21 protein-coding genes and 1 tRNA gene are annotated in these 22,240 nt (G+C 45.7%); 15 read left to right on the top strand and 7 right to left on the bottom strand.

Going from position 1 to position 22,240, the window contains the following annotated elements; genetic code table 11:
* Position 1: 1 nt before the first annotated feature.
* From carA to pilQ, 12 genes are all read left to right on the top strand, one after another.
* The gene (gene carA, locus IPL83_13930) at positions 2-1,072 is read left to right on the top strand and encodes a glutamine-hydrolyzing carbamoyl-phosphate synthase small subunit (GenBank protein MBK9040236.1); all 1,071 of its coding nucleotides are present in this window, start codon (positions 2-4) and stop codon (positions 1,070-1,072) included.
* On the top strand, positions 1,069-1,731 hold the full coding sequence (locus tag IPL83_13925; protein ID MBK9040235.1) for a hypothetical protein: 663 nt from the start codon (positions 1,069-1,071) through the stop codon (positions 1,729-1,731). Before carA ends, IPL83_13925 begins: the two co-directional genes overlap by 4 nt.
* Positions 1,732-4,866 carry a carbamoyl-phosphate synthase large subunit gene (gene carB, locus IPL83_13920; GenBank protein ID MBK9040234.1) on the top strand — a complete coding sequence of 1,045 codons (3,135 nt, stop codon included), beginning with the start codon at positions 1,732-1,734 and terminating at the stop codon, positions 4,864-4,866.
* A gap of 127 nt (positions 4,867-4,993) precedes the next feature.
* Positions 4,994-5,875 (top strand): ABC transporter ATP-binding protein, encoded by an 882-nt coding sequence (locus tag IPL83_13915; GenBank protein ID MBK9040233.1) that lies wholly within the window; start codon positions 4,994-4,996, stop codon positions 5,873-5,875.
* Complete coding sequence (locus tag IPL83_13910; GenBank protein MBK9040232.1) at positions 5,872-6,639, top strand: ABC transporter permease; 768 nt, start codon at positions 5,872-5,874, stop codon at positions 6,637-6,639. The genes IPL83_13915 and IPL83_13910 overlap by 4 nt, the downstream gene beginning before the upstream one ends.
* Positions 6,632-7,444 carry a prepilin peptidase gene (locus IPL83_13905; GenBank protein ID MBK9040231.1) on the top strand — a complete coding sequence of 271 codons (813 nt, stop codon included), beginning with the start codon at positions 6,632-6,634 and terminating at the stop codon, positions 7,442-7,444. Before IPL83_13910 ends, IPL83_13905 begins: the two co-directional genes overlap by 8 nt.
* Before the next feature lie 84 nt (positions 7,445-7,528).
* Entirely contained in the window at positions 7,529-8,584 is a 1,056-nt protein-coding gene (gene pilM, locus IPL83_13900; GenBank protein ID MBK9040230.1) for a type IV pilus assembly protein PilM, read from the top strand.
* Positions 8,581-9,063 carry a hypothetical protein gene (locus tag IPL83_13895; protein ID MBK9040229.1) on the top strand — a complete coding sequence of 161 codons (483 nt, stop codon included), beginning with the start codon at positions 8,581-8,583 and terminating at the stop codon, positions 9,061-9,063. The genes pilM and IPL83_13895 overlap by 4 nt, the downstream gene beginning before the upstream one ends.
* 41 nt (positions 9,064-9,104) lie before the next feature.
* Complete coding sequence (locus IPL83_13890; protein MBK9040228.1) at positions 9,105-9,704, top strand: PilN domain-containing protein; 600 nt, start codon at positions 9,105-9,107, stop codon at positions 9,702-9,704.
* Positions 9,701-10,333, top strand: coding sequence for a type 4a pilus biogenesis protein PilO (gene pilO, locus IPL83_13885; GenBank protein MBK9040227.1), 633 nt, complete (start codon positions 9,701-9,703; stop codon positions 10,331-10,333). The genes IPL83_13890 and pilO overlap by 4 nt, the downstream gene beginning before the upstream one ends.
* 20 nt (positions 10,334-10,353) lie before the next feature.
* Positions 10,354-11,052: a pilus assembly protein PilP gene (locus IPL83_13880; GenBank protein MBK9040226.1), complete on the top strand. Its 699-nt coding sequence runs from the start codon at positions 10,354-10,356 to the stop codon at positions 11,050-11,052.
* Positions 11,053-11,080: 28 nt separating this feature from the next.
* On the top strand, positions 11,081-13,342 hold the full coding sequence (pilQ, locus tag IPL83_13875; protein MBK9040225.1) for a type IV pilus secretin PilQ: 2,262 nt from the start codon (positions 11,081-11,083) through the stop codon (positions 13,340-13,342).
* 23 nt (positions 13,343-13,365) lie between these two features.
* Here pilQ and IPL83_13870 read toward each other — a convergent pair whose 3' ends face one another.
* Positions 13,366-13,917, bottom strand: a complete 552-nt coding sequence (locus tag IPL83_13870; GenBank protein MBK9040224.1) for a hypothetical protein — start codon at positions 13,915-13,917, stop codon at positions 13,366-13,368.
* Positions 13,918-14,169: 252 nt separating this feature from the next.
* On the opposite strand from IPL83_13870, the gene IPL83_13865 reads away from it, so the two are divergent.
* Positions 14,170-15,504 carry a replication-associated recombination protein A gene (locus IPL83_13865; GenBank protein ID MBK9040223.1) on the top strand — a complete coding sequence of 445 codons (1,335 nt, stop codon included), beginning with the start codon at positions 14,170-14,172 and terminating at the stop codon, positions 15,502-15,504.
* Between the two features lie 98 nt (positions 15,505-15,602).
* Here IPL83_13865 and IPL83_13860 read toward each other — a convergent pair whose 3' ends face one another.
* Positions 15,603-15,908: a cupin domain-containing protein gene (locus tag IPL83_13860; GenBank protein ID MBK9040222.1), complete on the bottom strand. Its 306-nt coding sequence runs from the start codon at positions 15,906-15,908 to the stop codon at positions 15,603-15,605.
* Positions 15,909-16,057: 149 nt separating this feature from the next.
* On the opposite strand from IPL83_13860, the gene IPL83_13855 reads away from it, so the two are divergent.
* Together IPL83_13855 and IPL83_13850 are read left to right on the top strand one after the other, a co-directional pair.
* Positions 16,058-16,576, top strand: a complete 519-nt coding sequence (locus tag IPL83_13855; GenBank protein MBK9040221.1) for a hypothetical protein — start codon at positions 16,058-16,060, stop codon at positions 16,574-16,576.
* 139 nt (positions 16,577-16,715) lie between these two features.
* A tRNA-Ala gene (locus IPL83_13850) sits at positions 16,716-16,791 on the top strand.
* A gap of 203 nt (positions 16,792-16,994) precedes the next feature.
* Here the strand turns inward: IPL83_13850 and IPL83_13845 are convergent.
* Genes IPL83_13845 through IPL83_13825 form a run of 5 tightly spaced genes read right to left on the bottom strand, consistent with a single transcriptional unit; the run spans position 16,995 to position 21,591 of the window.
* Complete coding sequence (locus tag IPL83_13845; protein ID MBK9040220.1) at positions 16,995-18,269, bottom strand: DUF1501 domain-containing protein; 1,275 nt, start codon at positions 18,267-18,269, stop codon at positions 16,995-16,997.
* Between the two features lie 13 nt (positions 18,270-18,282).
* Complete coding sequence (locus tag IPL83_13840) at positions 18,283-19,092, bottom strand: hypothetical protein (GenBank protein MBK9040219.1); 810 nt, start codon at positions 19,090-19,092, stop codon at positions 18,283-18,285.
* Entirely contained in the window at positions 19,089-20,594 is a 1,506-nt protein-coding gene (locus tag IPL83_13835) for a DUF1588 domain-containing protein (protein MBK9040218.1), read from the bottom strand. Before IPL83_13835 ends, IPL83_13840 begins: the two co-directional genes overlap by 4 nt.
* Positions 20,591-21,346: a hypothetical protein gene (locus IPL83_13830; protein ID MBK9040217.1), complete on the bottom strand. Its 756-nt coding sequence runs from the start codon at positions 21,344-21,346 to the stop codon at positions 20,591-20,593. Before IPL83_13830 ends, IPL83_13835 begins: the two co-directional genes overlap by 4 nt.
* A complete protein-coding gene (locus IPL83_13825) occupies positions 21,310-21,591 on the bottom strand; it encodes a hypothetical protein (GenBank protein ID MBK9040216.1) in 282 nt (93 codons plus the stop codon). The genes IPL83_13830 and IPL83_13825 overlap by 37 nt, the downstream gene beginning before the upstream one ends.
* Positions 21,592-22,240 lie beyond the last annotated feature (649 nt).

Genomic DNA, 22,240 nt, shown 5'->3' with positions numbered 1-22,240 from the left:
ATTGAAAGAAAAGGCATTTTTAGTTTTGGAGTCAGGTCAGTGCTTTTCGGGGCAGTGGCTTGGTGGTGAAGAGAGGGCTGGAGAGGTGGTTTTTAATACCTCCCACACGGGCTACGAAGAAATGGCTACGGATCCTTCTTACTTTTCACAGATCATAGTTACGACAGCTTCAATGCAGGGTAATTACGGTGTGGATGATAAAGTTTGGGAATCTTCGAAGCTGTGGATTAACGGCTTCGTGTGTCTTGAAATGCAAAATTCACGGAGGGATTCGAGCTGGTTGCAGAAACTTGTCTCTCATGGGGTGCCTGTTGTCGATCAGATTGACACGAGACAGTTGACTTTGTTTTTGCGTGAGAGCGGAACGATGTGGGGGGCTTTGGTTCGTGCGGGAGACGAGACATCTGCTCTGGATAGGGCGAAAGGCCTTATATCCAAGGGGCGTCAGTTAGATGGTGATTGGGCGAATTTGGTTTCTCGGAAGGAGTCGGAGGATATTTCAGGAGATCGAGTTGGTGGGCCAAGAGTGGCAGTTATTGACTTTGGGTGTAAGAATAACATTTTGAGAGAGTTAAGAAAAAGATGTTCGAAAGTGAAAATCTTCCCTTCTCGAGTTTCGGTGGACGAGATTCGTCAGTGGGCACCGGACGGAATTCTTCTTTCGAATGGGCCCGGTGATCCAGCCTTGGTGGAAAAATCTGTCGAAACAGTGAGATCCCTTTTGGGGTGGAGATTTATTTTTGGTATATGCATGGGAAATCAGATTTTGGGGATGGCTCTCGGAGCAAAGACATATAAATTGAAGTTTGGACACAGAGGGAGCAATCACCCTGTTCGTGATAAAATCCTAAATCGCATTTATGTGACAAGCCAGAATCACGGTTATGCTTTGGATCCGAGTTCATTGCCGGAGGGGGTTATCGTTAGCCACGTAAATCTCAATGATGATACTGTGAGCGGAATTACATGTGTTGAAAAAAAATGTTGGGGCGTTCAGTTCCATCCTGAGAGTCATCCTGGTCCTCATGATGCTGAAGGTTTGTTTGATTATTTTATAAAGCAGTTAGTATGACATACGAACCATTGATAGACGAAATTCTACAGCATTTCTCTTCTGGTGTTTTTGCCGATGAAGTTGTGGGAGCAAAAAAGCAGTTTTTTGATTTAGCGGGCGTCTTTGATGAAGAATCAGACGGGTTTGAACAGAAAATGACTCAGTTTATTGATTGGTATATTTTTACGAGGCCATTGCAGTCGACAGGCCTTTCGCCTATTCAAATGATAGGGCAAGAGAAAGGTGACTTTTTTTCAAATGAGTTCACGAGTCAGGATCTCAAATATTTGAGCAGCGGACGTCACAGTATTTTCGAGTTTCTGAAGTTAAAGAACAAAGATATTTACTTGAGGGATTTGTTGGCCAACGAAAAAATAGTGATTAAAAATTCATTGGTGACGGTGGGTTTTGAGAAAGAGCAGCTGTTTGAATCTCGACTCTTCACCCGCGGGGACACATTTGTTTTCGGGACTTCATTTTGTTTTCATCCGCCTCGAGCGAGTCGTTATATTTTTAAAGAAATCAAAAGAGTGCGCAAACTGAAAGATGTTGAAGAAAGGGCCCGCGAACAGGAATCTTTGATTATCAAGTTATTCAGGATGCGATACAAGATTGAGCAGTATAAACATGTTGATCTTCAAGAGATCTATACCAATAAGCCGAGGTTAAGAATTTAAGTGGGAAAACGTGAAGATTTAAAAAAGATTGTTCTCATTGGTTCTGGTCCTATTGTCATAGGGCAGGCCTGTGAATTTGACTATTCAGGAACTCAAGCCTGCAAAGCTTTGATGAAAGAGGGGTATGAGGTTGTTTTGATAAACTCTAATCCGGCGACGATCATGACTGATCCAGAGCTTGCAACACGGGTTTACATTGAGCCTCTGAAGGTTCCTTTTGTCAGAAAGATACTCGAGAAGGAACGTCCAGATGCAATCATACCGACATTGGGAGGGCAAACAGCTCTCAATTTGGCATTGGATCTTGATCGGGAAGGTATTTTAAAGGAACTAAATATTGAGCTTTTGGGTGCAAGGGTAGAATCTATAAAAGCAGCAGAGGACAGAGAAATCTTTCGCTCCCTCCTTGATAAAATTGGAGCGAAGTACCCGCGGAGTGAAATGGTCCGCACTTTTGAGCAAGGACTGAGGGCGGCTGATGACTTAGGGTTTCCGCTTATTTTGCGTCCCAATTATACCCTCGGGGGCGGTGGGGGTGGTATTGCCTATTCATTGGAAGAGTACAAAATGAAGATAGCGGGGGCCTTACATGAGAGCCCCACTTCAGAGTGTTTGGTTGAGGAGAGTATTCTTGGTTGGAAGGAATTTGAACTTGAGGTGATGAGGGATAAAGCCGGAACTTTCGTTGTGATTTGCACAATTGAAAATCTGGATCCCTGTGGAGTTCATACGGGAGATAGTATTACAGTAGCTCCCCAGCAGACCCTCACTGATCGCCAGTACCAAGAGATGAGAGACGAGGCTCGTAAAATCATTGACTGCGTGGGGGTTGAGACTGGGGGCGCGAACATTCAGTTTGCTGTTCATCCTGAAACGGGGGAGCGACTCGTCATTGAAATGAATCCTCGAGTGAGTCGATCTTCTGCTCTTGCCAGTAAGGCCACAGGATTTCCTATCGCAAAAATTGCCGCTTTGTTAGCTGTTGGATATACGCTTGATGAGTTGCGCAACGACATCACTGGCTCAACGCCTTCTTGTTACGAGCCAGCTCTTGATTACGTTGTCACCAAGATTCCTCGGTTTGCCTTTGAAAAATTTCCTGGAGCGAAGGATTCTCTGAGTACTCAAATGAAAAGTGTCGGTGAAGTGATGAGTATAGGGCGAACCTTCAAAGAATCATTTCATAAGGCGATCCATTCATTGAATGAATCTGACGGGGGATTTCCAGTTATTTCGTTTAATGAGGATTCGGTTACCTATCCCAATAGCCAGAGAATTTTTCACGTTTTTCAGGCGCTACGCGAAGGCGTGACTGTTGAAGAAATTTGCAGACTGACTCAATCCTCATCTGAGATTGACGAAAATGTCTTACTTAAGGCAAAGCGTCTGGGATTTTCAGATGCGACCATTGCACGATTGGCGAGTGTTGATAAACTTGAGATTAGGAATCGTAGGCATAAACTTGGGATTCACCCAGTGTATTTTAACGTGGACACCTGTGCGGGAGAATTTTTTTCCAATACGCCCTATCTTTACTCAAGTTATTGGAGCTCTCAGAGACCAAGACAACAGACAAAAGACGCTGTCGTAATCTTGGGGAGTGGCCCCAATCGCATTGGTCAAGGAATTGAATTTGACTATAGCTGCGTGCGAAGTGTGGCCCAGTTACAAAAAGCTGGCTGTCATGTGGTGATGATCAATTCCAATCCCGAGACGGTGTCAACTGATTACGACACCTCTGATGAACTTTACTTTGAACCCTTGAACGAAGAGCATGTGCTAGAAATCCTTCGTTACGTGAATCCTAAAGGTGTCGTGTGCCAACTCGGAGGACAGACTCCGATTTCTCTGGCGCGTATTATTGTTGAAAATGGATTTAACTTGCTTGGATCGACTTTGGAAACGATAGATCTGGCGGAAGACAGGGGCCTTTTTGCGAAGGTATGCACAGAACTTGCTTTTCAAATTCCTAAATCGGCGATGGTAAGTGAACTGAAAAGTGCACTCAGCGTGGCCCAAGAGATAGGGTATCCTCTCATCTGTCGGCCGAGTTATGTGTTGGGTGGCAGAAGGATGGAGATAATCGAAGAAGAGGATGAACTAAGATCCTATTTCTCTCGTCATGGAACCTACATATCGTCAAAAATTCCGTGTCTCATGGATCAATTTCTTGATCGAGCTCTTGAGGTTGATGTCGATTTAGTGCGGGGCAAGGACTGGTCTTTGGTTGGTGGTGTGGTTGAGCATATCGAGGCGGCTGGAGTTCACAGTGGTGACAGTATGGGAGTCATTCCTCCTCAAAGATTGAGGGATGATACTTTGGAACGGATCGAGCAGCTCAGCCTTGAACTGGCGGATCGTCTTGGGGTCATTGGTTTTCTGAATCTTCAGTTGGCCATCAAAGATGATGAGATTTTCATGATTGAGGCCAACCCCAGGTCCTCTCGGAGCATCCCTTTTATAGCCAAAGCCACAGGAATACCTCTGGTGGACCTTGGTGTGTTGGCGCTTCTTGGTTGGGATAGAGCTCGCGTGAGGCCTGAGCGTTTCAACTGGAGGGATATCTCGCACGTAGCGGTGAAGGGAGTCGTTTTTCCATTTAAAAAATTTGCTGAGGCTGATTCAATTCTGGGTCCAGAAATGAAGTCAACGGGAGAAAGCATGGGGCGCGGAGCGGATTATTCAGAAGCTCTGTTGAAGGCTCTGTTTTCAAGTCAGATGACGTTCCCAATGGACGGCGAGGTCTTCTTATCTTTGCGTGACAAAGATAAGACTGAATTGGCTCCTGTCATTCGTGATTTGTGTGACATGGGTTATACGCTCTCGGCAACCTCAGGTACGGCCACATTCATAAAATCCCTAGGTCTCCCTGTTACTGTCGTCAAGAAGGTTCAAGAGGGTCGGCCTCATTGCGTCGATCGCATACGTTCGGGAGAAGTGGCGGTGGTGATCAATACGACATCTGGAAGGCCATCCATCGAAACCAGTTTTGGAATTCGGCGCAGTTGTATTGATTATTCTATTCCGTGCATTACCGAGAGTGACGCGGTGAGAGCATTTTTAATTGCTCTCAGGAAACACCACGCGGGTGATTTTGATGTTTTCTCTTTACCTAAACCGCAGAGCTTGGTTTAGGCAAATCCCGACAAAGGTCCTAACGAGCCAGGTCTGGGGATTTCAGTAAATCCAGCTTGGAGTTTTTCTGCCTTGTTGGCTTATTACCTCCGTTGCTTGTTGAAGTTGATTGTGATCCAATGATTTCATGTCAGTCGTTACTGTGAGAAATTTGAAGAAGTCCTTTAAGAAGGGATTCATTCCTCGAAGACATGAAGTTCTAAAGGGAATGTCGTTTGATGTGGCCGAGGGGACCATAACTGGGTTTCTGGGTGCAAATGGCGCTGGCAAGACAACGACAATGAAGTGTCTTCTTGGCTTAGTATTCCCTGATTCAGGCCAAATAGAATATTTTGGCAGTCAGCCGATTTCTCAGAACATAAAAAGACGCATTGGTTTCCTGCCGGAGCACCCCTATTTCTACAATTATCTGACAGGGTTTGAGTTTCTTCGTTTTTATGGTGAATTGTCTGCAAATCTGAAGGCAAGGGATTTAAAAATCAGGATTGAGAGTCTTTTGAAGCGGGTCGATTTGGTTTATGCGCAAAATCGAAAATTGCGCGAATATTCTAAGGGAATGTTGCAGAAAATTGGCGTCGCTCAGGCACTTATTCATGACCCAGATTTTATCATTCTTGATGAGCCAATGAGTGGGTTGGATCCCGATGGTCGATATTATTTGGCTGAGATAATTAAGGAAACAGCCAAAATGGGCAAATCTGTGTTTTTTAGCAGCCATCATTTATTGGATGCTGAAAGACTCTGTGAGGACTTGGTCATTTTGAAATCGGGCCAGGTTGTGTACCAGGGAAAGACCGAAGCTCTTTTGGGCAGTATGGAGAGTGCCGCAACAATCACCTATTTTGATCATGGGCACAAGAAGGTTCTCTCTGCATCGAGCCCAAACGAAATTCAATTGAATTTGGCCAATTTGCTCAAAGGGGGAGCGCAGATCTTTGAAGTGCGGCAGGAAAGGATAAGCCTTGAAGAGGCTTTTGTCCGTATGGCAATGCGAGAAAACTCTCCATGAACAGCATCTGGGTTTTGGCTAAAAACACTTTCCTTGAATTGATTCGAGACCGCATTTTGTATGGTCTTTTGGTTTTTGCTGTATTGTTGATTGGTTTGAGTCTCGCTCTTGGGCAACTGAGCTTTGCGGAACAGTCCCGAATATCGGCTAACTTTGGCTTTACGGCGATTCACCTCAGCATGGTCGTGCTGAGCATCTTTGTTGGAAGTACCTTGGTGGCCAAGGAATTGGACAAGAAAACTATTTTTACTCTTCTTGCACGTCCTTTGTCGCGTCCTCAGTTCCTTTTGGGTAAATGTTTGGGACTCACAATGGTCACATTGACGGTTGTTATGGGATTGGCCGTCATGCTGTGTTTTGTTTTTTTGGGACTGAGCGTACCCATTGATATTCAATATCTTACGGCGCTTTTCGGAATTATTTTGGAATCTTTTGTTCTTTTGGGGCTGACGATATTTTTCGGCAGTTTTGCGAGTCCAGCCATGGTCGTAACTTCTTCGATTGGATTTTTTTTAATTGGCCATTGGCTCAACGATTTAAGTTTTTTCGCCAGTAAAAGTAAATCTGAGGCCTTTCTTAGATTTAGTGATTTGGTTTCGTCCTTCCTTCCAAACCTAGAGAAGTTCAATTGGCGTTCGGCCGTTATATACCAGGAAAAGATAAGCGGAGTTGAAGTAATTGCTGCACTTGGATATTCTCTTGCTTGGTTTGTGCTTCTTATGACGCTCACTTCGATCATTTTGCGGAGAAAAGACTTTGCCTGACTTTGCAAGCCTTGAAACTTGGCTGGTCTTTGTTTCTATTTTTTTGTTTGGTTCCATTTTTGGCAGCTTTGCCAATGTTTTAATCCACCGAGTGCCGCTAAAGAAAAACGTAGCTTGGCCAGGAAGCGCCTGCCCAAAATGTGGTGTTTCGATTTCTTGGAGAGACAATATTCCGATTCTCTCTTGGTTGGTGCTTAAGGGAAAGTGCCGAAATTGTCAGCAGTCCATCTCCTTTAGATATCCATTCGTCGAGTTCCTTTCAGGTATTCTTTTGGCAAGCTTGTACCTTCGTCTGGGATTTTCCTGGACCTTTGCAGAGTATTCTCTGTTTGTCTTTGGATTGATCGTTGTCTCCTTTATCGATTGCGATCACATGCTTTTGCCCGATGTTTTTACTTGGCCTGGAATTGCGCTTGGGCTTCTGGGGGCTGCGATTTCTCCTGAGAGAAGCTTTTATGAATCCTTGGCTGGATTTGGGATGGGATTTGGATTTCTATGGGCCGTGGCCTATGTCTACTTGGTATTGCGCAAAGAGGAAGGAATGGGAGGCGGAGATATTAAGCTCATGGGTTGGATTGGGGCCGTTTTAGGTTGGCAAAGCGTTCCATTTGTGATTCTAGCTTCCAGCATAATCGGTAGTCTTGTCGGTATAGCCCTAGCAATTAGGAGAAAGGGTGGGCTAAAGAGCACGATTCCATTTGGTCCTTATCTCGCATTTTCAGCAGTTCTCTACATTTTTGGCGGAGAAAGTATCGGGCGGTGGTATCTCGGGTTCTTTCTGCCAAGCCTTTTTCCCCCCAATTGACATTTAATGTGTCGTTCGATTTAATCTCTAAAGTATTAGCGTATTTACTGCGCCGAAGCATTCATCTTTAAAGGGTAACTAGAAATGTTTTTCTCGAGCAAAAAGATCATCGGCCTCGACGTTGGTACCAGTACGATCAAGATTGCTGAACTTGATGTTAGTCGTTCGGGAGCAAAATTGGTTTCTTTTGGACTTACGCCGACTCCCGCTGGTGGAGTTTCTAGTGGCGAAGTCTTGGATTCTCAAATTGTTGCCGATGCAATTCGCAGAATGATGAGCGAGGTAAAGACAAAGCGTCGCCACGTTTCAACGGGGCTATGGGGTTCTTCGGTCATCGTCAAGAAAATTTCGATTCCACGCATGGATGAGAGTTTAGTTGCCGAGCAGATCAGATGGGAAGCTGAACAGTATATTCCTTTCGATGTGAATGACGTTAACCTAGAATACAAGGTCTTGGAGAAGATCAATCAGAGCGCTGAAACAATGGACATCATTCTTATTGCAGCTCGGCAGGAACATGTATTTCGGTACGCAGAGATCGTTGAGAGTTCGGGTTTGATCTGTTCGATTTTGGATGTTGGCGGATTTGCCTTAGCCAATTGTTTTGAGAAAAATTACGGGATTATGGAGGGACAGGTTGTCTGTTTGCTCAACATTGGCGCAAGCGTTATAAATTATGTTGTTTTTGAAAATGGAGAGGTTGTTTTTTGTAGAGATGTGCCTGTGGGCGGCGGGACCTATAACGCTGAGATTCAAAAGGCAATGGGAGTCACTATTGAGGAGGCGGAGGCCTTGAAAATTGCGTTTTCTTCTGGGCAGCCAGGACCCGAGGAATTGGGCAAAATCATTCTTAGTACTCACGATGTCGTTTGCGATGAGGTCCAGGCCAGTCTTGATTTTTTTAGAAATACCTCGAATTCCGGTGCGATAACACAATGTTTTGTGACTGGTGGCGGATCGCGAACCGGAGGTTTGGTGGATGCCTTATCCAAGCGGATGGGTGTTCGAATCGAGAGCTTCAATCCCTTTATTTCCATTACCTACAATGATCGGGTTTTTTCACCAGATTACATCGCACAGGTTCGTGATTTTTCGGCCGTTGCTATTGGGCTCGGAATGCGGGAGATAGGGGATTCATGATCAAATTGAATCTACTCAGAGACAAATCGACAGGCGGAGGTGGCGATCTTCATCCCTTCCAAGTTCCGGCTGATGCGAGGGAAGCAATTGGCCTTAAGAGGGAGAGCTCTCTGAAGATCATTTTGGTTTCTTTGTTCACGACTTTTCTGTTGATCACCAGGGTCATAATGATTCTTTCAAGGACCTCAATGGGAGACTTGAATGTTTGGAACTTCTTGAAAAAAATTGTGCGCCAGCGGGTTTGGCTGACAAATTTTGAATACACTGATAAGAAATTTTGTTTTCAGGGCGTGGCCCTCACTGATTCGGATCTTGGGGATCTGGTTCAATCTTTAGACAAGAAGCCAAAATCTTATGGGAAACCTCCAGTGGAGGATAGTAATGTGATTTCAGAGGATATCATTTTGAGAGATTTTGATTTAATGCCCGTCATTGAGGGGGCCAAGCACATGCAACAGAATGTGTTGCAATGGAAGTGATCTTAGAATTTCCTATTTGGATTGAGTGAGTCAGAGGAAAAATGATTAGGATAAACCTGCTTAAAAATAGATCGATAGCGAGCGGTGGTGATACCACTTATGCTATTACGGTTGAAAAAGGGGCTGGAAGCGAAGTTCAAAAAGAAGCCGTCATCAAGATTATGCTGATGTCAGTTTTCACTGTGATTCTCGTGTTCTTTGAAAGCAATAACGTAGACAATTTAAAAAAAGAAGAACAGGTTTTTGCTATACAGCTTGAAGAGTTACAAGCAAAGGTAAAAAAGCTAAAGGAAGAAGCGAACAAGGTCTCTGAATTTGAAAGGCAAGGAAAAGAGCTTGAAGACAAGATGAAGATCATGAAGGCTCTTTCTAGAACACGATTGAGGGAGTTGAAGGCACTGGATTTTTTGCAAACAATGATACCTGAAAGAGTTTGGCTAAATAGTTTGGATTATATCGACGAGAAGTTTCGCCTGAAAGGCCTAGCCCTAACTGATGACGATTTGACCGATTTGATTCAGGCTCTAGATAAGAGCTCATTTTTCTCTGAGGTTGTGCTTTTGCAAGCGAAAGAAACGACGTCAAGAGATGGTACCTTAAAGAATTTTGAGTTGACGACAACCATTGAGGGGCAGGAATGACCTTAGCGGAACGTCTCCAGCAGCAATTGACTTTTGGTAAGGCGCTTGGATTAGGACTATTTTTCGCCGGTCTTTACTATTCTATCGGATATAACAGTGGGTCTACGCTGAAGTTGGCCATTGAGAAAGCTAAGGAGCAGATTCAGGATTCTGAAACTGAAATAAAAACTTTAGAAAATCAGATCAGCCGAATCGCTACGATGAGGAAAGTGATGGAAGTTCTGGGCGAGGAGTTTGAGTCTTTTCTCTCTTATATACCAGAGAAACTCAGTTTACCTGAGCTTATGCGGATGATCTCAACGGAGGCCCGAGCCGCGGGGGTCAGCGTGAATGGAATTGGAGAACTTCAGAATCTGACTGCCCAGGCTAAACAGCCTGGGGCTGATCGTCAGTTCTATGAAGAGATGGGAGTTGAAGTTGAACTGCAAGGCACTTACTCTCAAATTCTATTGTTTCTTTCGTATTTAACAAAGTTGGACAAAATTCTAACTATTTCACAATTATCCATGGTCAGTCAGGCCAAGATTGGAGATAGGGAATCGCCAATCATCACTTTTAGGTGTCAGATCAAAGGTTACCGCTACGTAAAGAATGAGCCGACTGCGTCAACCGAACCCGCGAAGCAATGAACCTTAGGAGGGGTGGCTCTATGACCGGGAAAATTCAGTATTTTAGCGTAGGCGTAGTTGGATTTGGCCTTGCTATGTATTTGGCCTCGCAGTTTATCACTCCATCCTTTTCTCAGAGTCCAGCTCCAACTCCCCAGGGAAGCAATACACCTCCAAATTCGGAGGGACCAGAGAATTTGACTGTGAATCCAAATCCAACAACATCTGCATCGCCAGATGGGTCTATTAACCCAGCACCTGCGCAGGTTCCTGCTGGTGCTTCAGCTCCAGAGGCTTCTTTTACTCCTCCAGGTGCGACTGGTGTTCCTACGCAGACGGGAGGAGAAAATGAGGCCAAAGCTCCCGTTCCTCGGTTTACTGACTTTCAAACCTTTCTGGAGCCCTTCATTTATGATCCGAAAAACCGCAAGGACCCATTCAAGCCCTACGTCGAGATTGATTCGCTCGATCAGGGCGAGATGCAAGGCCCTCTGCTTCCTTTGCAGAGATTTGATCTCAACGAGATCCATTTGGTGGGTATTATCTGGGACGTAGGATCACCGCAGGCGATGTTCCTTGATCCAACCAATACGGTTCATATCATAGGTAAGAACGAAAGGATTGGCCGAAACAACGGTTATATTGCTATGATTCGTGAGGGCGAGGTTGTGATCGTCGAGGCGACTCGCAAAGAGGATGAAGTGATTTATACAACGACCGTGATGAAAATTTCAAGATAGTCTGTTATAGATAAGAGGGGTGTCAGGGATGATACAATTAAATTTGAAATGCCTCTTAGTTTTTTTATTGGCTCTATCATGTCTGGTCTCATGTACCACGACATCGCCGAATAGTTCCTCGAGTTCAGATGATCTAGTTCTCGATTCAGATGGTGATGACTTTACAGCCGGGGAAGATGGCGATGACCCTTCAGAAGGCCTCCCGTCTGATAATACCAAAGATGGCACAGAGGACAGTGATATTGCCAATGAGCTGGACAGCGATACGCCGTCTGATGAGGAATCCGGTTCGAGTGAGTTTAAAGATGAAGAATTTGCGAAAGATGATTTGAAGGATGGTGACGGGGAGCTTGATAGTACGAGCGAAAAAGGAGAAGACCCTTTTGCAAATGCTCCTGACGAGCCACAAGGAGTTGCATCTGAAAAACTTCCCATTGAGTCTGCGAGTAATGAAGGGGAGCCTTTGGAAGGCGAAAGCAATCAGAACAGAAATTCTATCTCTGATATTAAGTTTTTAGCCAATCAGGCCGGAGGCACAGTCGTCGTTGATACCACGGGGCCAGCGAAATATAAAACTCGAGTGAACGAATCCACGAATCAGTTTGTTTTGGAAATTGCCAACGTAAATCTCCCAAGTCGGCTCAAGCGGCCTTACATTATGAAAGAGTTTGAGGGAGAGTTTGCCGCGATAAATGCTTACCAATCAGCGGGCTCCTCAACAGCGAGGATTGTTGTGCAGATGCGCAATCCAGGTAAGGCTCTGGTTCAGAGAGAAGGGAATTCCATCTTGGTATTGCCTCCAACCGCTGATAATTTGGCGGCATCTGTCGATGATGCCGAGGCTGGAGATGCTGTTAATCCCGAAGATGCGGAAACCGCAGAAAAAAAAGAAACAAAAGAAGCATCTTATGATGTTCAGTCGGCCGAACGGAACGAGAAAATGCTCGGGGCAAAATCTTTGGAAGAATATTTTTCTGGAGACAATAGATTTTATGGTAGACGTCTGTCTATCCAAACCAAAGATGCCGATGTCCGTGATGCGCTCAATTTTATCGCAGAATATTCTGGTGTGAATATGATTATCTCGGATGACGTCACTGGCACAATTTCATTGAAATTGCGTCAGGTTCCATGGGACCAAGCCCTTGTGACAATCATGCGATCGAAGCGCTTGGGATATATTCGCCAGGGCAATGTTATTCGGATTTCCACCTTGACAACTTTGCAGGCCGAGGCGGATTCTTCTCGAGCTATTCTTGAATCTCAAAAATCTCTCACGCCGGTCCGCGTGAAAGTTATTCCAGTTAGCTATGCTGACGTTGACAGTTTGACAAAGCAACTGGGCCCATTTCTCTCCGATAAACGAGGAAAAATCGCCTTCGATAATCGTACAAGCTCGTTGATAATTACTGATACAGACGAAATCATCAACCGAATTGCAAAGTTAGTAAAAAGCCTTGATGTTCCTCCACTGCAAGTGATGATTGAGGGAAAGATTGTCGAAGCCACCGAAGAGTTTCAGAGGAGCGTCGGAGTTAACTGGAGTTTTGATGGTGAAAAAGTGAACCTCAGCCCTAGTGGTGGAACTAATGGGGGACCCTTGGACTTAAGGGCTGGCCTGAGTATCAACCCAATAAGTCGAGCATCACTGCTAGGAAATCCATTGGCTCTGGATTTAACTGTTGGTAGGCTTGATTTTCTTGGTGAACTGGGTGCTGTCCTTTCTCTTGCAGAAACAGAATCAACAATTAAGATACTGTCCTCTCCTCGTATTGTAACTCTCAATAAGGAATCTGCTCAAATCACTCAAGAGGGGCAGGTGTTAACAAGATCTACGGTTACGGATCCAACTGGAAACAAGAAGTCTTCCATAGAGCGAAATCCAGTAACCTTGAATTTGACCGTCACTCCTCAAATCACCGCCGTAGGAAGCGTTATACTTTCTGTTCTTGTAAAACGTCAGTTTGCGACAGGGATTGTGGACCCAGAATCGTTGGCGCGAGCGATCAATACTCGGGAGGCAAAAACGAAAGTACTGGTCGACAATGGCCAGACAGCTGTGATTGGCGGTGTTTATCAAAGCGATGCCTCACAAGGCGAAACGGGGGTGCCTGTGTTAAAGGACATCCCTGTGCTCGGTTGGCTTTTCAAGTATCGCCAGCGAGATTCTCAGAAAAACGAATTACTGATCTTTTTGACTCCACGAGTTATTAACTTTGGAGAACAGGGCAAACAGGAGGACATCGAAACGTCGTCAATATCTCAAAGGTTCAACTTCGCCGTCGGCTGAACCGATTTCTCACTTGGCTTAGGTTACTCAGTAGTAAAAGACCAGGACCCGGTAAGGCGTTCCTCTGGCTCCGTCGATTTTCCTACCCATCCTTGTACAGTTACTTTCACCGAATAGGCAAAATTGTCGATTTTTGGAAGGCCTCCAATGTACCATCGATAGTTTGTGTAATTGCTAGCTGAACTGCCCGGGGCAATTTCTTCCAAAAATGTCACGTTGTCACCGAGGTCTGTTAGATCCAATTCTTTTTCATATTCCACGTCGAGTCCTCCCTTCTTCCCGGTGATAAGAAGTTTAAAATTAACGATAGTGATTGTTTTACTTGAGCTATTTTTGACTGTGTAACCAAATAAAAACCAAGGTCCTGTTATGGTTTCAGTTTCAAAAGTGGTCGGGTCTCCGTCGCCATCGTCTCGTTTGATAATGAAGTCAGTGTCAATAACAACGGGTTGCTTGGGATTGTTATCGAAAGCAACCTTGCTGCTCACTCCAGAATCGCTACTGCACTGGGCGAGCGAAAGACTTAAGGTCAAAAGAACTGTGCGCCCACAGAGTATCAGTCTATTTGGGTTCATCCCCTCTGCCCCCCTTGGTACTCTATCGACCTATTCCTGGGATTTTTGGAGGATTCAGCTCAAAAATCTTTCAGTTGTATATGGGGATTCATCAGTGGGATGGAACATTAATGCGAAATGTCAACTTATAAAGTTCAAGGGATGTCTCAGAATAGCGCAAGCACTTGTTTTAGAAGCAAGCGAAGGCCATGGCTAAAAAAAGAGTGTCGCTACAGTCTTGCACTTCTGGCTTGCAGGCCCTATCACCAAGGCATGGATCTTTTTTCAGCACAAGATAGCCTCAGCCGAATGGGCAGCAATCAGCCGTTGCCAGAAAGATTGAGGCCCCAGTCTTTTGCCGAGTTTGTTGGGCAAACAAGCGCACTGGGCGAGAATTCTCCGCTCCGACGACAGATAGAGGAGAAGGCCGAAGTGCCAAATCTCATTCTATGGGGGCCGCCTGGCACGGGAAAGACGACATTCAGTCGCTTGCTTGCAAAATACGTCAATGCCCAATTCTTGGAAGTCAGCGCAGTAGATACAGGCGTTAAAATTTTAAAAAATATTGGCGAGGAGTCCCGATTTCGGAGGCTTGGGCATCGACAAAAGACTTTATTGTTTGTTGATGAAATCCATCGGTTCAACAAAGCGCAGCAGGACGTACTTCTGCCCTATATGGAAAGAGGAGACTTCGTTCTTGTTGGCGCCACAACTGAAAATCCTGGGTATGAATTAAATAACTCGCTGCTGAGCCGTAGTCGCCTTGTTGTCTTTGCCCCCCTGTTAGCTGGGGAGTTGAAAAAAATTAGCATGCGCGCGTTTGAATTGTTGAAGCTCAATTCTCTCGAAGTTCTATCAGAAGAAGCTTTGAAAGTACTGACTGAAAGTGCAGATGGGGATGCGCGCCGATTTATTACCTGGATTGAACAGCTTGTGGAGGCCTTTCAACTTCCCGCAAGCGATAGCAATTGGAATTTCCCTTTAAATGAAAAATCTGTGTGGGCGGTTTGTTCTCAGAGTTTGGTGAGGCATGATCGCTCGGGTGAATCTCATTATGATTCAATTTCTGCCTTCATAAAAAGCATTCGAGGAAGCGATCCTGATGCGGGACTTTACTACCTTGCAAGAATGTTAGAAGGTGGCGAAGATCCAGTTTATATTGCTCGACGATTGATCGTATTGGCTTCTGAGGACGTTGGCAATGCAGACCCGCGGGCCCTTGGGGTAGCTGTTTCTGGGCTGCAGGCAGTGGAAGCCGTTGGATTGCCAGAAGCTGGAATTAATTTGGCTCAAGTTGTGACTTACTTGGCTTGCGCGCCAAAGTCTAACCGCAGTTACCTTGGTTTCAGGAAGGCTCAGTCCTTTGTGAGAAAAACAGGCTCTCTGGCTATTCCAAAATCTCTGCGATCTGAGAATAATTTGGCAGGAAAACAGTTGGGATTTGGCCTGGGATACGCCTATTCCCACGAGGGACCAACGGGATGGGTCGATCAGAAGTTTCTACCTGAGGAGGCGATAGGGCATAAGTTTTACGAGCCGTGTTCTCGTGGTTTTGAAAAGAACATGCAACAGTACTTAGATTGGATGAAAGGAAAGTCCAAGCCCTGAGGATGTCTTTCGAGATTGTTATCCAAAGTGAGATCATTACCTAAAAATCGCAATGCAAAGTCAGATGAGATAGAAATTGAGTGAGACTGAGCCAGTGCTCAGTAGGTCTTGTAAGCACAAATACAAACACAGGCATGAGGGCCTTCCACTTTTTTTGAGTGCCTTGTGTTGGATGGAATAACAATTCGGTCCCCCGCCCGTAAGAGCAGTTTGTTGCCAGAAATATCAATCAACATCTGACCAGACGCCACCATCCTGACCTCGTCGAAGGGATGGCGATGGTCGCCAATAACTGAGTCAGGATCCAGACCTTCCTCAAATGGCTCGAGACCCTCAGCCTGAAAAACTGCAGTGATTTGCTTGATGTCGGGGACTATTGCGGCTTGCCATCTTGTCACTAACATCAGCTACTCCAAACTTGAGGAATATTGTTCCACCTTGAAACGTCGTAATCGGACACAGGACAATAAACCAAAAATAATAGAAAACCTCAAGTCTTAGGGGCAGAAGTCGAAAAACAGACAGGATTCTTTTGCTTGAGGAGATTGTGTTTTTGAAAAAAAGAGAAAAGCCCGCTGGGCCGCACCCAACAGCGATTGAAATTCTTGATTACATCGAAGATTCTGATGGTTTGGTCAATCAGGGCTCTTCTTCTTCTGTTCTCAAGATATTTCAGAAAGCAGATGGCAAAAGCATCAGTTTTCCGGTGGCTGAAATCGAAGAAGTGATTCCTCGAGCAGACGCTGATGGAAATCCGTTTCTACAGATAAATTTTAACTCAGGAAAGAAAATCTTATTAACTGAAAGTTTAGTTGGATTCAAGCCCGCAGTGAATCCGGGCCTCGACATGGCAAAGCTACCTTCTGTGGTGACAACCCCAGACCTGATCAGTGTTGTTGACGCCATTGAGGAATCCCTCAGCTCTGGAGCGACGCAAGTCGAAGAGTTAGAGATTTTGAGGCGTGTCTTTGGAAGCGTTCTAGAGGGCGGCGAAGCCATCGGCTTTGATCTCTCGTCGGAAAGGATATGGCTGACCCGAATCAGCCACGTCAACAGCAAACACTCAGCCTGAATATTTGAATTTAGCCCCCATTTTCGCCCTTTTTCAAAAATTAAAGCAGGCCGGCAAAATGGGATCATCACGATAATTATTTCCTATTGACCGCGCAGATTAAATTGGGCAATGTTGCCACCGTCTCTTAAATACAAGTGGGGGCATAGCTCAGCTGGGAGAGCATCTGATTTGCATTCAGAAGGTCGCAGGTTCGATCCCTGTTGCCTCCACCAAAGAATCCTTGAAATTTCAAAGAAATCACAGACGAATCGGTAACCCAGGCTGCATTGATCCGATGGTCTAGCGCAATGTGTCACATCCTAACTGCGGTGAAAGATTCTCGGAATGCCGAGTGAGGAATCGGGAGCTAAGCGCGTCATCTTGGGGTCGAGACTCTGGATCACCGAGGCCCAAAGATCCCCAGGACGAATCAAATTTACGTTTTGCGGTATTGCTGTGGCGCGCCCCTCCGACTGCCATAGCTCTTTGCTGATTGGGACGACCTCCCCTGAGTCGAAGTCAATGAAGGACCCGGCCCAGAAAGCGTAGGGAAACCCATCGCTTCGTTTAAAAGGCTCCGATCACCAATGACAGTCCCTCCGTTGACTCCGCGGCCAAATAGAGCCACAGCATTGTCGCTGTAATTATGATCCTTGCCGCCGTTCGCGTTGAGTCCAGGCGTGCGATTGAACTCACTCACGACCACAACGAGCGTTTGTTTCAGGAGATCATGCTGTCGCAAGTTGCCCAAAAATTTGGCAATGCGTTCCCAGCGTTTTCTTTGAGCGGCAAGATGTGTCTCCGCGTGCTGGACGTGAGTATCAAGGGTCTGTTCCTCTTCCGTACGCAGATCAATTTGAGCGACCCTTGCGATGCCGGAATAAAGACTTGCAAAAGCGAGATCCTCATCTTTCAAATTTTTAGCTTTGGCCCTCGCGCTGGCCATGGAGGGGGAAGCGCCTCTGCGAATTTGTTGATCATACTCCTGCTGGTCAAGTTCACCTTCCTGATGACCCAGAATCTCAACAAAACGAGCCAACTTCTCGGTCTGTCCTTGGAGATCGAGAAAGCGTGTCACACTTTGTTTTGAGTTTACGTAAACTGACAGTGTTGAACTTTTCGTCCCGTGAGCCATATTGATCAATTGTTCCCTTAAGACGGAGGTCAGCAGCGTTGGGAAAGATGTGATATGGCCAGTTTGAAGGGGGGAATTGGTTACGACGTATGCACCTGTGTGAGCGAACTGATTTCCGATATAGGCGCTAAAATGAGGTGCTGATTCTTGAGTGCGGCCACTCGACATATGTTGAATAGCAAATGGGTGGCCAAGGTCGTTGGGTCCAACGTAAATCCCGCGCAAGATGGCCATCTCTTTGGCGAAAGGTGCTATTGCACGAGCGGATGGACCGAGTGAAATCTGAGTGCCATCCACTTTCTCGAGTGGCTGGTTTTCACCTTCATACCCAAGAAACAAATCCTGGGGATCAATCCCTTGTATAGAGCCAAGGTGTGGGTGAAGTCCCAAAGTGGAGTCCATAGCTCCATGCACTCGGAACAGCACAAAGCGAGCACTTGGATCAGTCTGTCCTGACGCCAAGGCCCGTTGAGCACCTAAAACAAGTGAAGACAATGAAGGAGGTACGAGGTGCTCAAAGGCCGACAGGCAAGTCAGCCCACCAATATTTTTTAAGAATTCGCGACGATCTGACATGACTGATCCTCTCTCAAACCTGCAATACCGGCCCCAAGCGTAGCAAGATCGCAGTTTCGGCATAAATTTCATAAACGAGTGGCGACTTTGCGTTTCCGTCACGACTTTCAAGATCGGCAAGTTGTTTTAAAATAAAGCGGGCAAGCTCACCTTTGTGTGCGATCGACAAACCGAAAACTGTCTTCTGGCCGATGTAGCTCCGCTCCTCCAGAATCTCTTCTGGTCCGATGAGGAATTCGATAAATTGGCTCATCATAGAAAGACGCAAATCCATATCAAGACTGTGAAACTGAACGCGAGTCCAAAAGGCCCATTTTTTTGTTTGTCTCTCAGAATAGGCGCAAGCCTCAGCCAATCCCATTTCTTGATCGCAAGGAAATTTTTCCAAGCGCTTTGAGATCGCTGCGTCCAGTTCGTTGCCAAGAATCAATTGCGAATTCTGGTGTGCAAGCATTTGGTCCATAAATGTGCTCTTCGATAACTCGTAGACACAATCTTGATAGAACTGATAAAAAAGGGCTCCGGGCTCCTTTTCCAAAGCACTGCCTTGAAGGGGATCAATGGCTCCGATAACGGGAGCGGATTTCTCATCGATCCTCAAGCAGGACGATGACCTAACATAGTCATTTATCACCGGGAAAATGCGCTGAAATTGTTGTATTACTCCATAGGGTGACGGAAATCTTTCATAATTTTCCTCAAAACTCGCAGTATTAGGCAGCGAATTTCGCATCCGATTCGCCTCTGGCTTTTTTGAAAAAGCAGAGACCTGGGATGCGATCACCGCAGATGAAAAAATCATGGCAAACTGGCGGATTGTCATTTCTTACTCCTTGGATTTTGCAAGAGACGCTGAATTTCATCGGGGCTCAGGATCGGATGTTCTCCTTTAACGAGCGGTGCACCTTCTTGGATCCAAGTCTTCACATCTTGGACTTCTTGTTCTGTCGGTTCCCACCAATGGCTCTTGGGCGGCATGGTTCGGTTCGCGCCGTCATTGGTCAAGTCCAAAGCAACCGCAATCTTTGCGAGGTTCAGTTTTAACTTGTCACCCCGAGTTTTCAGGAACGATCCGTGACAGAACTGACATTCCTCAAATACGACATTCGATTTGGTCAACGAGGTTGGTTCCTCAAATTGGCTGGGAATTCCCTGGAATTCGGGAGACAAAAGGAGGTTTTCAACTGATGATTTAATATTGCGGCCAGATTTCTCGAAGTCCTCAATGAGTGTTGCAAACCGGACGGGATGGATGTTCACGTCCCTCCCCATTATCCATGTCACTAGCCAATTGAGCTGGCAATCGAGGTATTTTTGCTGTTGCGTCGCTTTCCTGATCAAATCCGAGAAATTCTTGACGGGAATGTCTTGGATATCATCAAAGGAATTGTAGAACTTGAGATTCCCAGGTGAAGGGAATGCCGCTACGCCAAGTTCAAGAGGGCGCATAGTTCGCGCCATCGGATCAAGGCGCATGTGGCATTGCCGACAGTCCTTCTGATTGGCGTGGCGGGTGCGGTGAATTTCCTCAAGGCTACGAACTGTGGTTTGTGCCTCGCTCACGCCGAGAGCCAATGCCTCTTCGCGCCCTTGCTGCTGGTCACGCTCGAGTGCGGGTGCCATTTGGTCACAGAGCATGATTTTGAAGATAGCTGCCGCACGTTTGCGATTGCCGTTGGCCGGACTATTCCAGTAGCGTTCCAAAAAGCGCTTGGTAGAAAAGAGTCCAGCTATATTGGGATGACCGTTGAGGTCTATCACCTGAGGAACAAGACTGCTGATTTCCGGATACCGCTTACGCTCGTCCTCGCCCATCTCCTGAATGGCACTTTCGCGCTTGCCGTCAATATCAAGCCCAATGTAGTCGGCAAAGGGCCCGTCACTAGGGACAAATCTGCGCCAATAGACCTGACTAGTGAATAACTCATCAATTGGACGATTGAGCTTAAAGACTCGGTAGATGAGAAGATCTTCAGTCGAATCATTATAAAAAGAAGTGATTCCATTCCCATCTATTGGAAACGGTGGGCGCTCGGGTGCTCTCAACCCAAAGCGCTCGTAAGTTTTAAGAACGGCCTCCGAGTAAAAATCGCCGGAGTCCATTTTTTCGCGAATATACGTCCGAAAGAAGTCTTGTAGGCAAGGCACTTGAGAACAGCCCGTTCGCAACTTTTCGTTTTTGAGCTTTGAAAACTCATGTGGTGAGGGCCATTTTCCTGTTAAGCGCTCCGAAATTTTGGTGAGGTAGCCTTCCGTGCTCAACGGCTTGGCAATAGATGAGGTAGTTATCACCAAACCCACGGCGAAAGAAATGAGGAATTTCATTTCTTGTACTCCTCTCCTCTGTACGTCCAATCTGAAAACAACCCATTGAAGGAAGCATTTGCTTCGTCCTCGGCTCGAAATGAGTAATTTGTTAACTCCAGTAGGTTAATCCTTTCGGTGTCTCTGACTTGGTTAAGCGCTTGTGTAAACTCGGTGAAAATACTTGTAAAATCCATGTCCCATTTCATCTGACAGAGATCATCATCTGGATCAACGAGATTTGGGGCTTGGAAGCTGAGCTGGATTTGATAAGTTACGCCCATTGGAAGAAATGCGGAGATGACGCCATATGCCTTGCGTGGACGCCCGAACTCGATCCGGTTGCCACTGACCTTAAGTGGTATGCCTTCAAAGCGGCTCGTGATTTGATTGACTGCAGTGGTCTGTGACTTTCGAGTTAGGTCGAGCTCGCGATTTTCCATCTCGAAATTCTCGTCCCAAAGAAGGGCCGTGACGTCTTTAGGCAAGACGCCTTCACATGATTCTTTACATTCAAACCAACCGACAGCAGAAGGGTTTTCAACGGCGATTCTTTGAATCTCTTGAACTTGTATGTCTTGTGAAATCATTCTCGCCAAGTCCGCTTCAAAAAAACTACTTCTGCCATTTCTCGACTGCAGTGAGGTTTCGGATGCGACCTCATACTTTTTTTCATCTGTGTTGAATCTAGTTACCAATTCACCTTGCTTTGAAGGGTGGGTCTTCCAGATGGGAATCAAGCTTTTACGACGACTGGAACCACGTATCCCCATTTCAATCCCAGTTTGTTGGAACAAGAATTTTCAGAGAGAGTGATCGTTGACGACAAAGGGATCAACCTTTCCACTTGTTTCAGTTCAACAGTGTTGCCGTTCGCCAACTGTATGATAACGGGTTCACCAACCTTTTTAACAATTATGGGGTTTTCGTTCTGATCTTCGGCCAAACCAGTTTGACAAAGAATGAGACAAACTGCTGCACGGGCTAGCTTCGAGACTATCTGTTCCACGCTCAACATGTGATCCTCAAGAAATGGGTTAGTTGCAGGTTGGTATGCAAAAGACGCCCCATCTGCATTTCAATTCAGGATTATTGTCTAGACGGAAAATGCGGGAAAACAAAACAGGACTCACGTGAAATGTCACCGATGGGCAAAATTTGTCATTCAAGCGGGACCCCGATACGCACACCATCCGTTACGGATGCCGTCTATCCACAGTAGGTGAGAATCACGTTTCAAGATTGAGCCTTGAGCCTCAGCAATTTTCAAAAAAGAAGAAAGTGCCGCTTCGCGCAATTTGAGAAGAGAGCTCAAGAAATCGCACTGGTGAGCAGAAAACACACCATGTCGAGTGTTATCGACTCACCGCTCTTGAAGCTGCCCTGTCCAGCAAAATTCATAAAACATCGTAAAATCAATGGCTTATATTGGATTAAAAAAGACTAACTCTCCTTTGAAAATAAATATTCCAGAATTCCAATTAAAATAAAAAAGACTATTGACCTAATCGCCTCATTGCCCTATTTTCTCAGCCTCTCGAATTTCGATCTTTGAAAACTGAATAGCTAGTCAAAATAATGGTTTTGGGTCCCTTCAGAAGTAGCTAGAAATAGTTACAACTGTAAGGGTCAATTTTTTAAGCAAGCGTATATTAAGCTCCAAAAAT

The organism is Bdellovibrionales bacterium (assembly GCA_016716765.1).
In the GTDB taxonomy this organism is placed as follows: Bacteria; Bdellovibrionota; Bdellovibrionia; order Bdellovibrionales; family UBA1609; genus JADJVA01.
This window is presented reverse-complemented; position numbering and strand designations above follow the sequence as displayed.

What these genes read in the sequence shown, in the direction of transcription:
- IPL83_13925 (MBK9040235.1), top strand. Translation starts at nt 1,069, where the DNA reads ATGACATACGAACCATTGATAGACGAAATTCTACAGCATTTCTCTTCT.
- IPL83_13915 (MBK9040233.1), top strand. Translation starts at nt 4,994, where the DNA reads ATGTCAGTCGTTACTGTGAGAAATTTGAAGAAGTCCTTTAAGAAGGGA.
- IPL83_13910 (MBK9040232.1), top strand. Translation starts at nt 5,872, where the DNA reads ATGAACAGCATCTGGGTTTTGGCTAAAAACACTTTCCTTGAATTGATT.
- pilM (MBK9040230.1), top strand. Translation starts at nt 7,529, where the DNA reads ATGTTTTTCTCGAGCAAAAAGATCATCGGCCTCGACGTTGGTACCAGT.
- IPL83_13895 (MBK9040229.1), top strand. Translation starts at nt 8,581, where the DNA reads ATGATCAAATTGAATCTACTCAGAGACAAATCGACAGGCGGAGGTGGC.
- IPL83_13890 (MBK9040228.1), top strand. Translation starts at nt 9,105, where the DNA reads ATGATTAGGATAAACCTGCTTAAAAATAGATCGATAGCGAGCGGTGGT.
- pilO (MBK9040227.1), top strand. Translation starts at nt 9,701, where the DNA reads ATGACCTTAGCGGAACGTCTCCAGCAGCAATTGACTTTTGGTAAGGCG.
- IPL83_13880 (MBK9040226.1), top strand. Translation starts at nt 10,354, where the DNA reads ATGACCGGGAAAATTCAGTATTTTAGCGTAGGCGTAGTTGGATTTGGC.
- pilQ (MBK9040225.1), top strand. Translation starts at nt 11,081, where the DNA reads ATGATACAATTAAATTTGAAATGCCTCTTAGTTTTTTTATTGGCTCTA.
- IPL83_13870 (MBK9040224.1), bottom strand. Translation starts at nt 13,917, where the DNA reads ATGAACCCAAATAGACTGATACTCTGTGGGCGCACAGTTCTTTTGACC.
- IPL83_13865 (MBK9040223.1), top strand. Translation starts at nt 14,170, where the DNA reads ATGGATCTTTTTTCAGCACAAGATAGCCTCAGCCGAATGGGCAGCAAT.
- IPL83_13860 (MBK9040222.1), bottom strand. Translation starts at nt 15,908, where the DNA reads ATGTTAGTGACAAGATGGCAAGCCGCAATAGTCCCCGACATCAAGCAA.
- IPL83_13845 (MBK9040220.1), bottom strand. Translation starts at nt 18,269, where the DNA reads ATGTCAGATCGTCGCGAATTCTTAAAAAATATTGGTGGGCTGACTTGC.
- IPL83_13840 (MBK9040219.1), bottom strand. Translation starts at nt 19,092, where the DNA reads ATGACAATCCGCCAGTTTGCCATGATTTTTTCATCTGCGGTGATCGCA.
- IPL83_13835 (MBK9040218.1), bottom strand. Translation starts at nt 20,594, where the DNA reads ATGAAATTCCTCATTTCTTTCGCCGTGGGTTTGGTGATAACTACCTCA.
- IPL83_13830 (MBK9040217.1), bottom strand. Translation starts at nt 21,346, where the DNA reads ATGGGGATACGTGGTTCCAGTCGTCGTAAAAGCTTGATTCCCATCTGG.
- IPL83_13825 (MBK9040216.1), bottom strand. Translation starts at nt 21,591, where the DNA reads ATGTTGAGCGTGGAACAGATAGTCTCGAAGCTAGCCCGTGCAGCAGTT.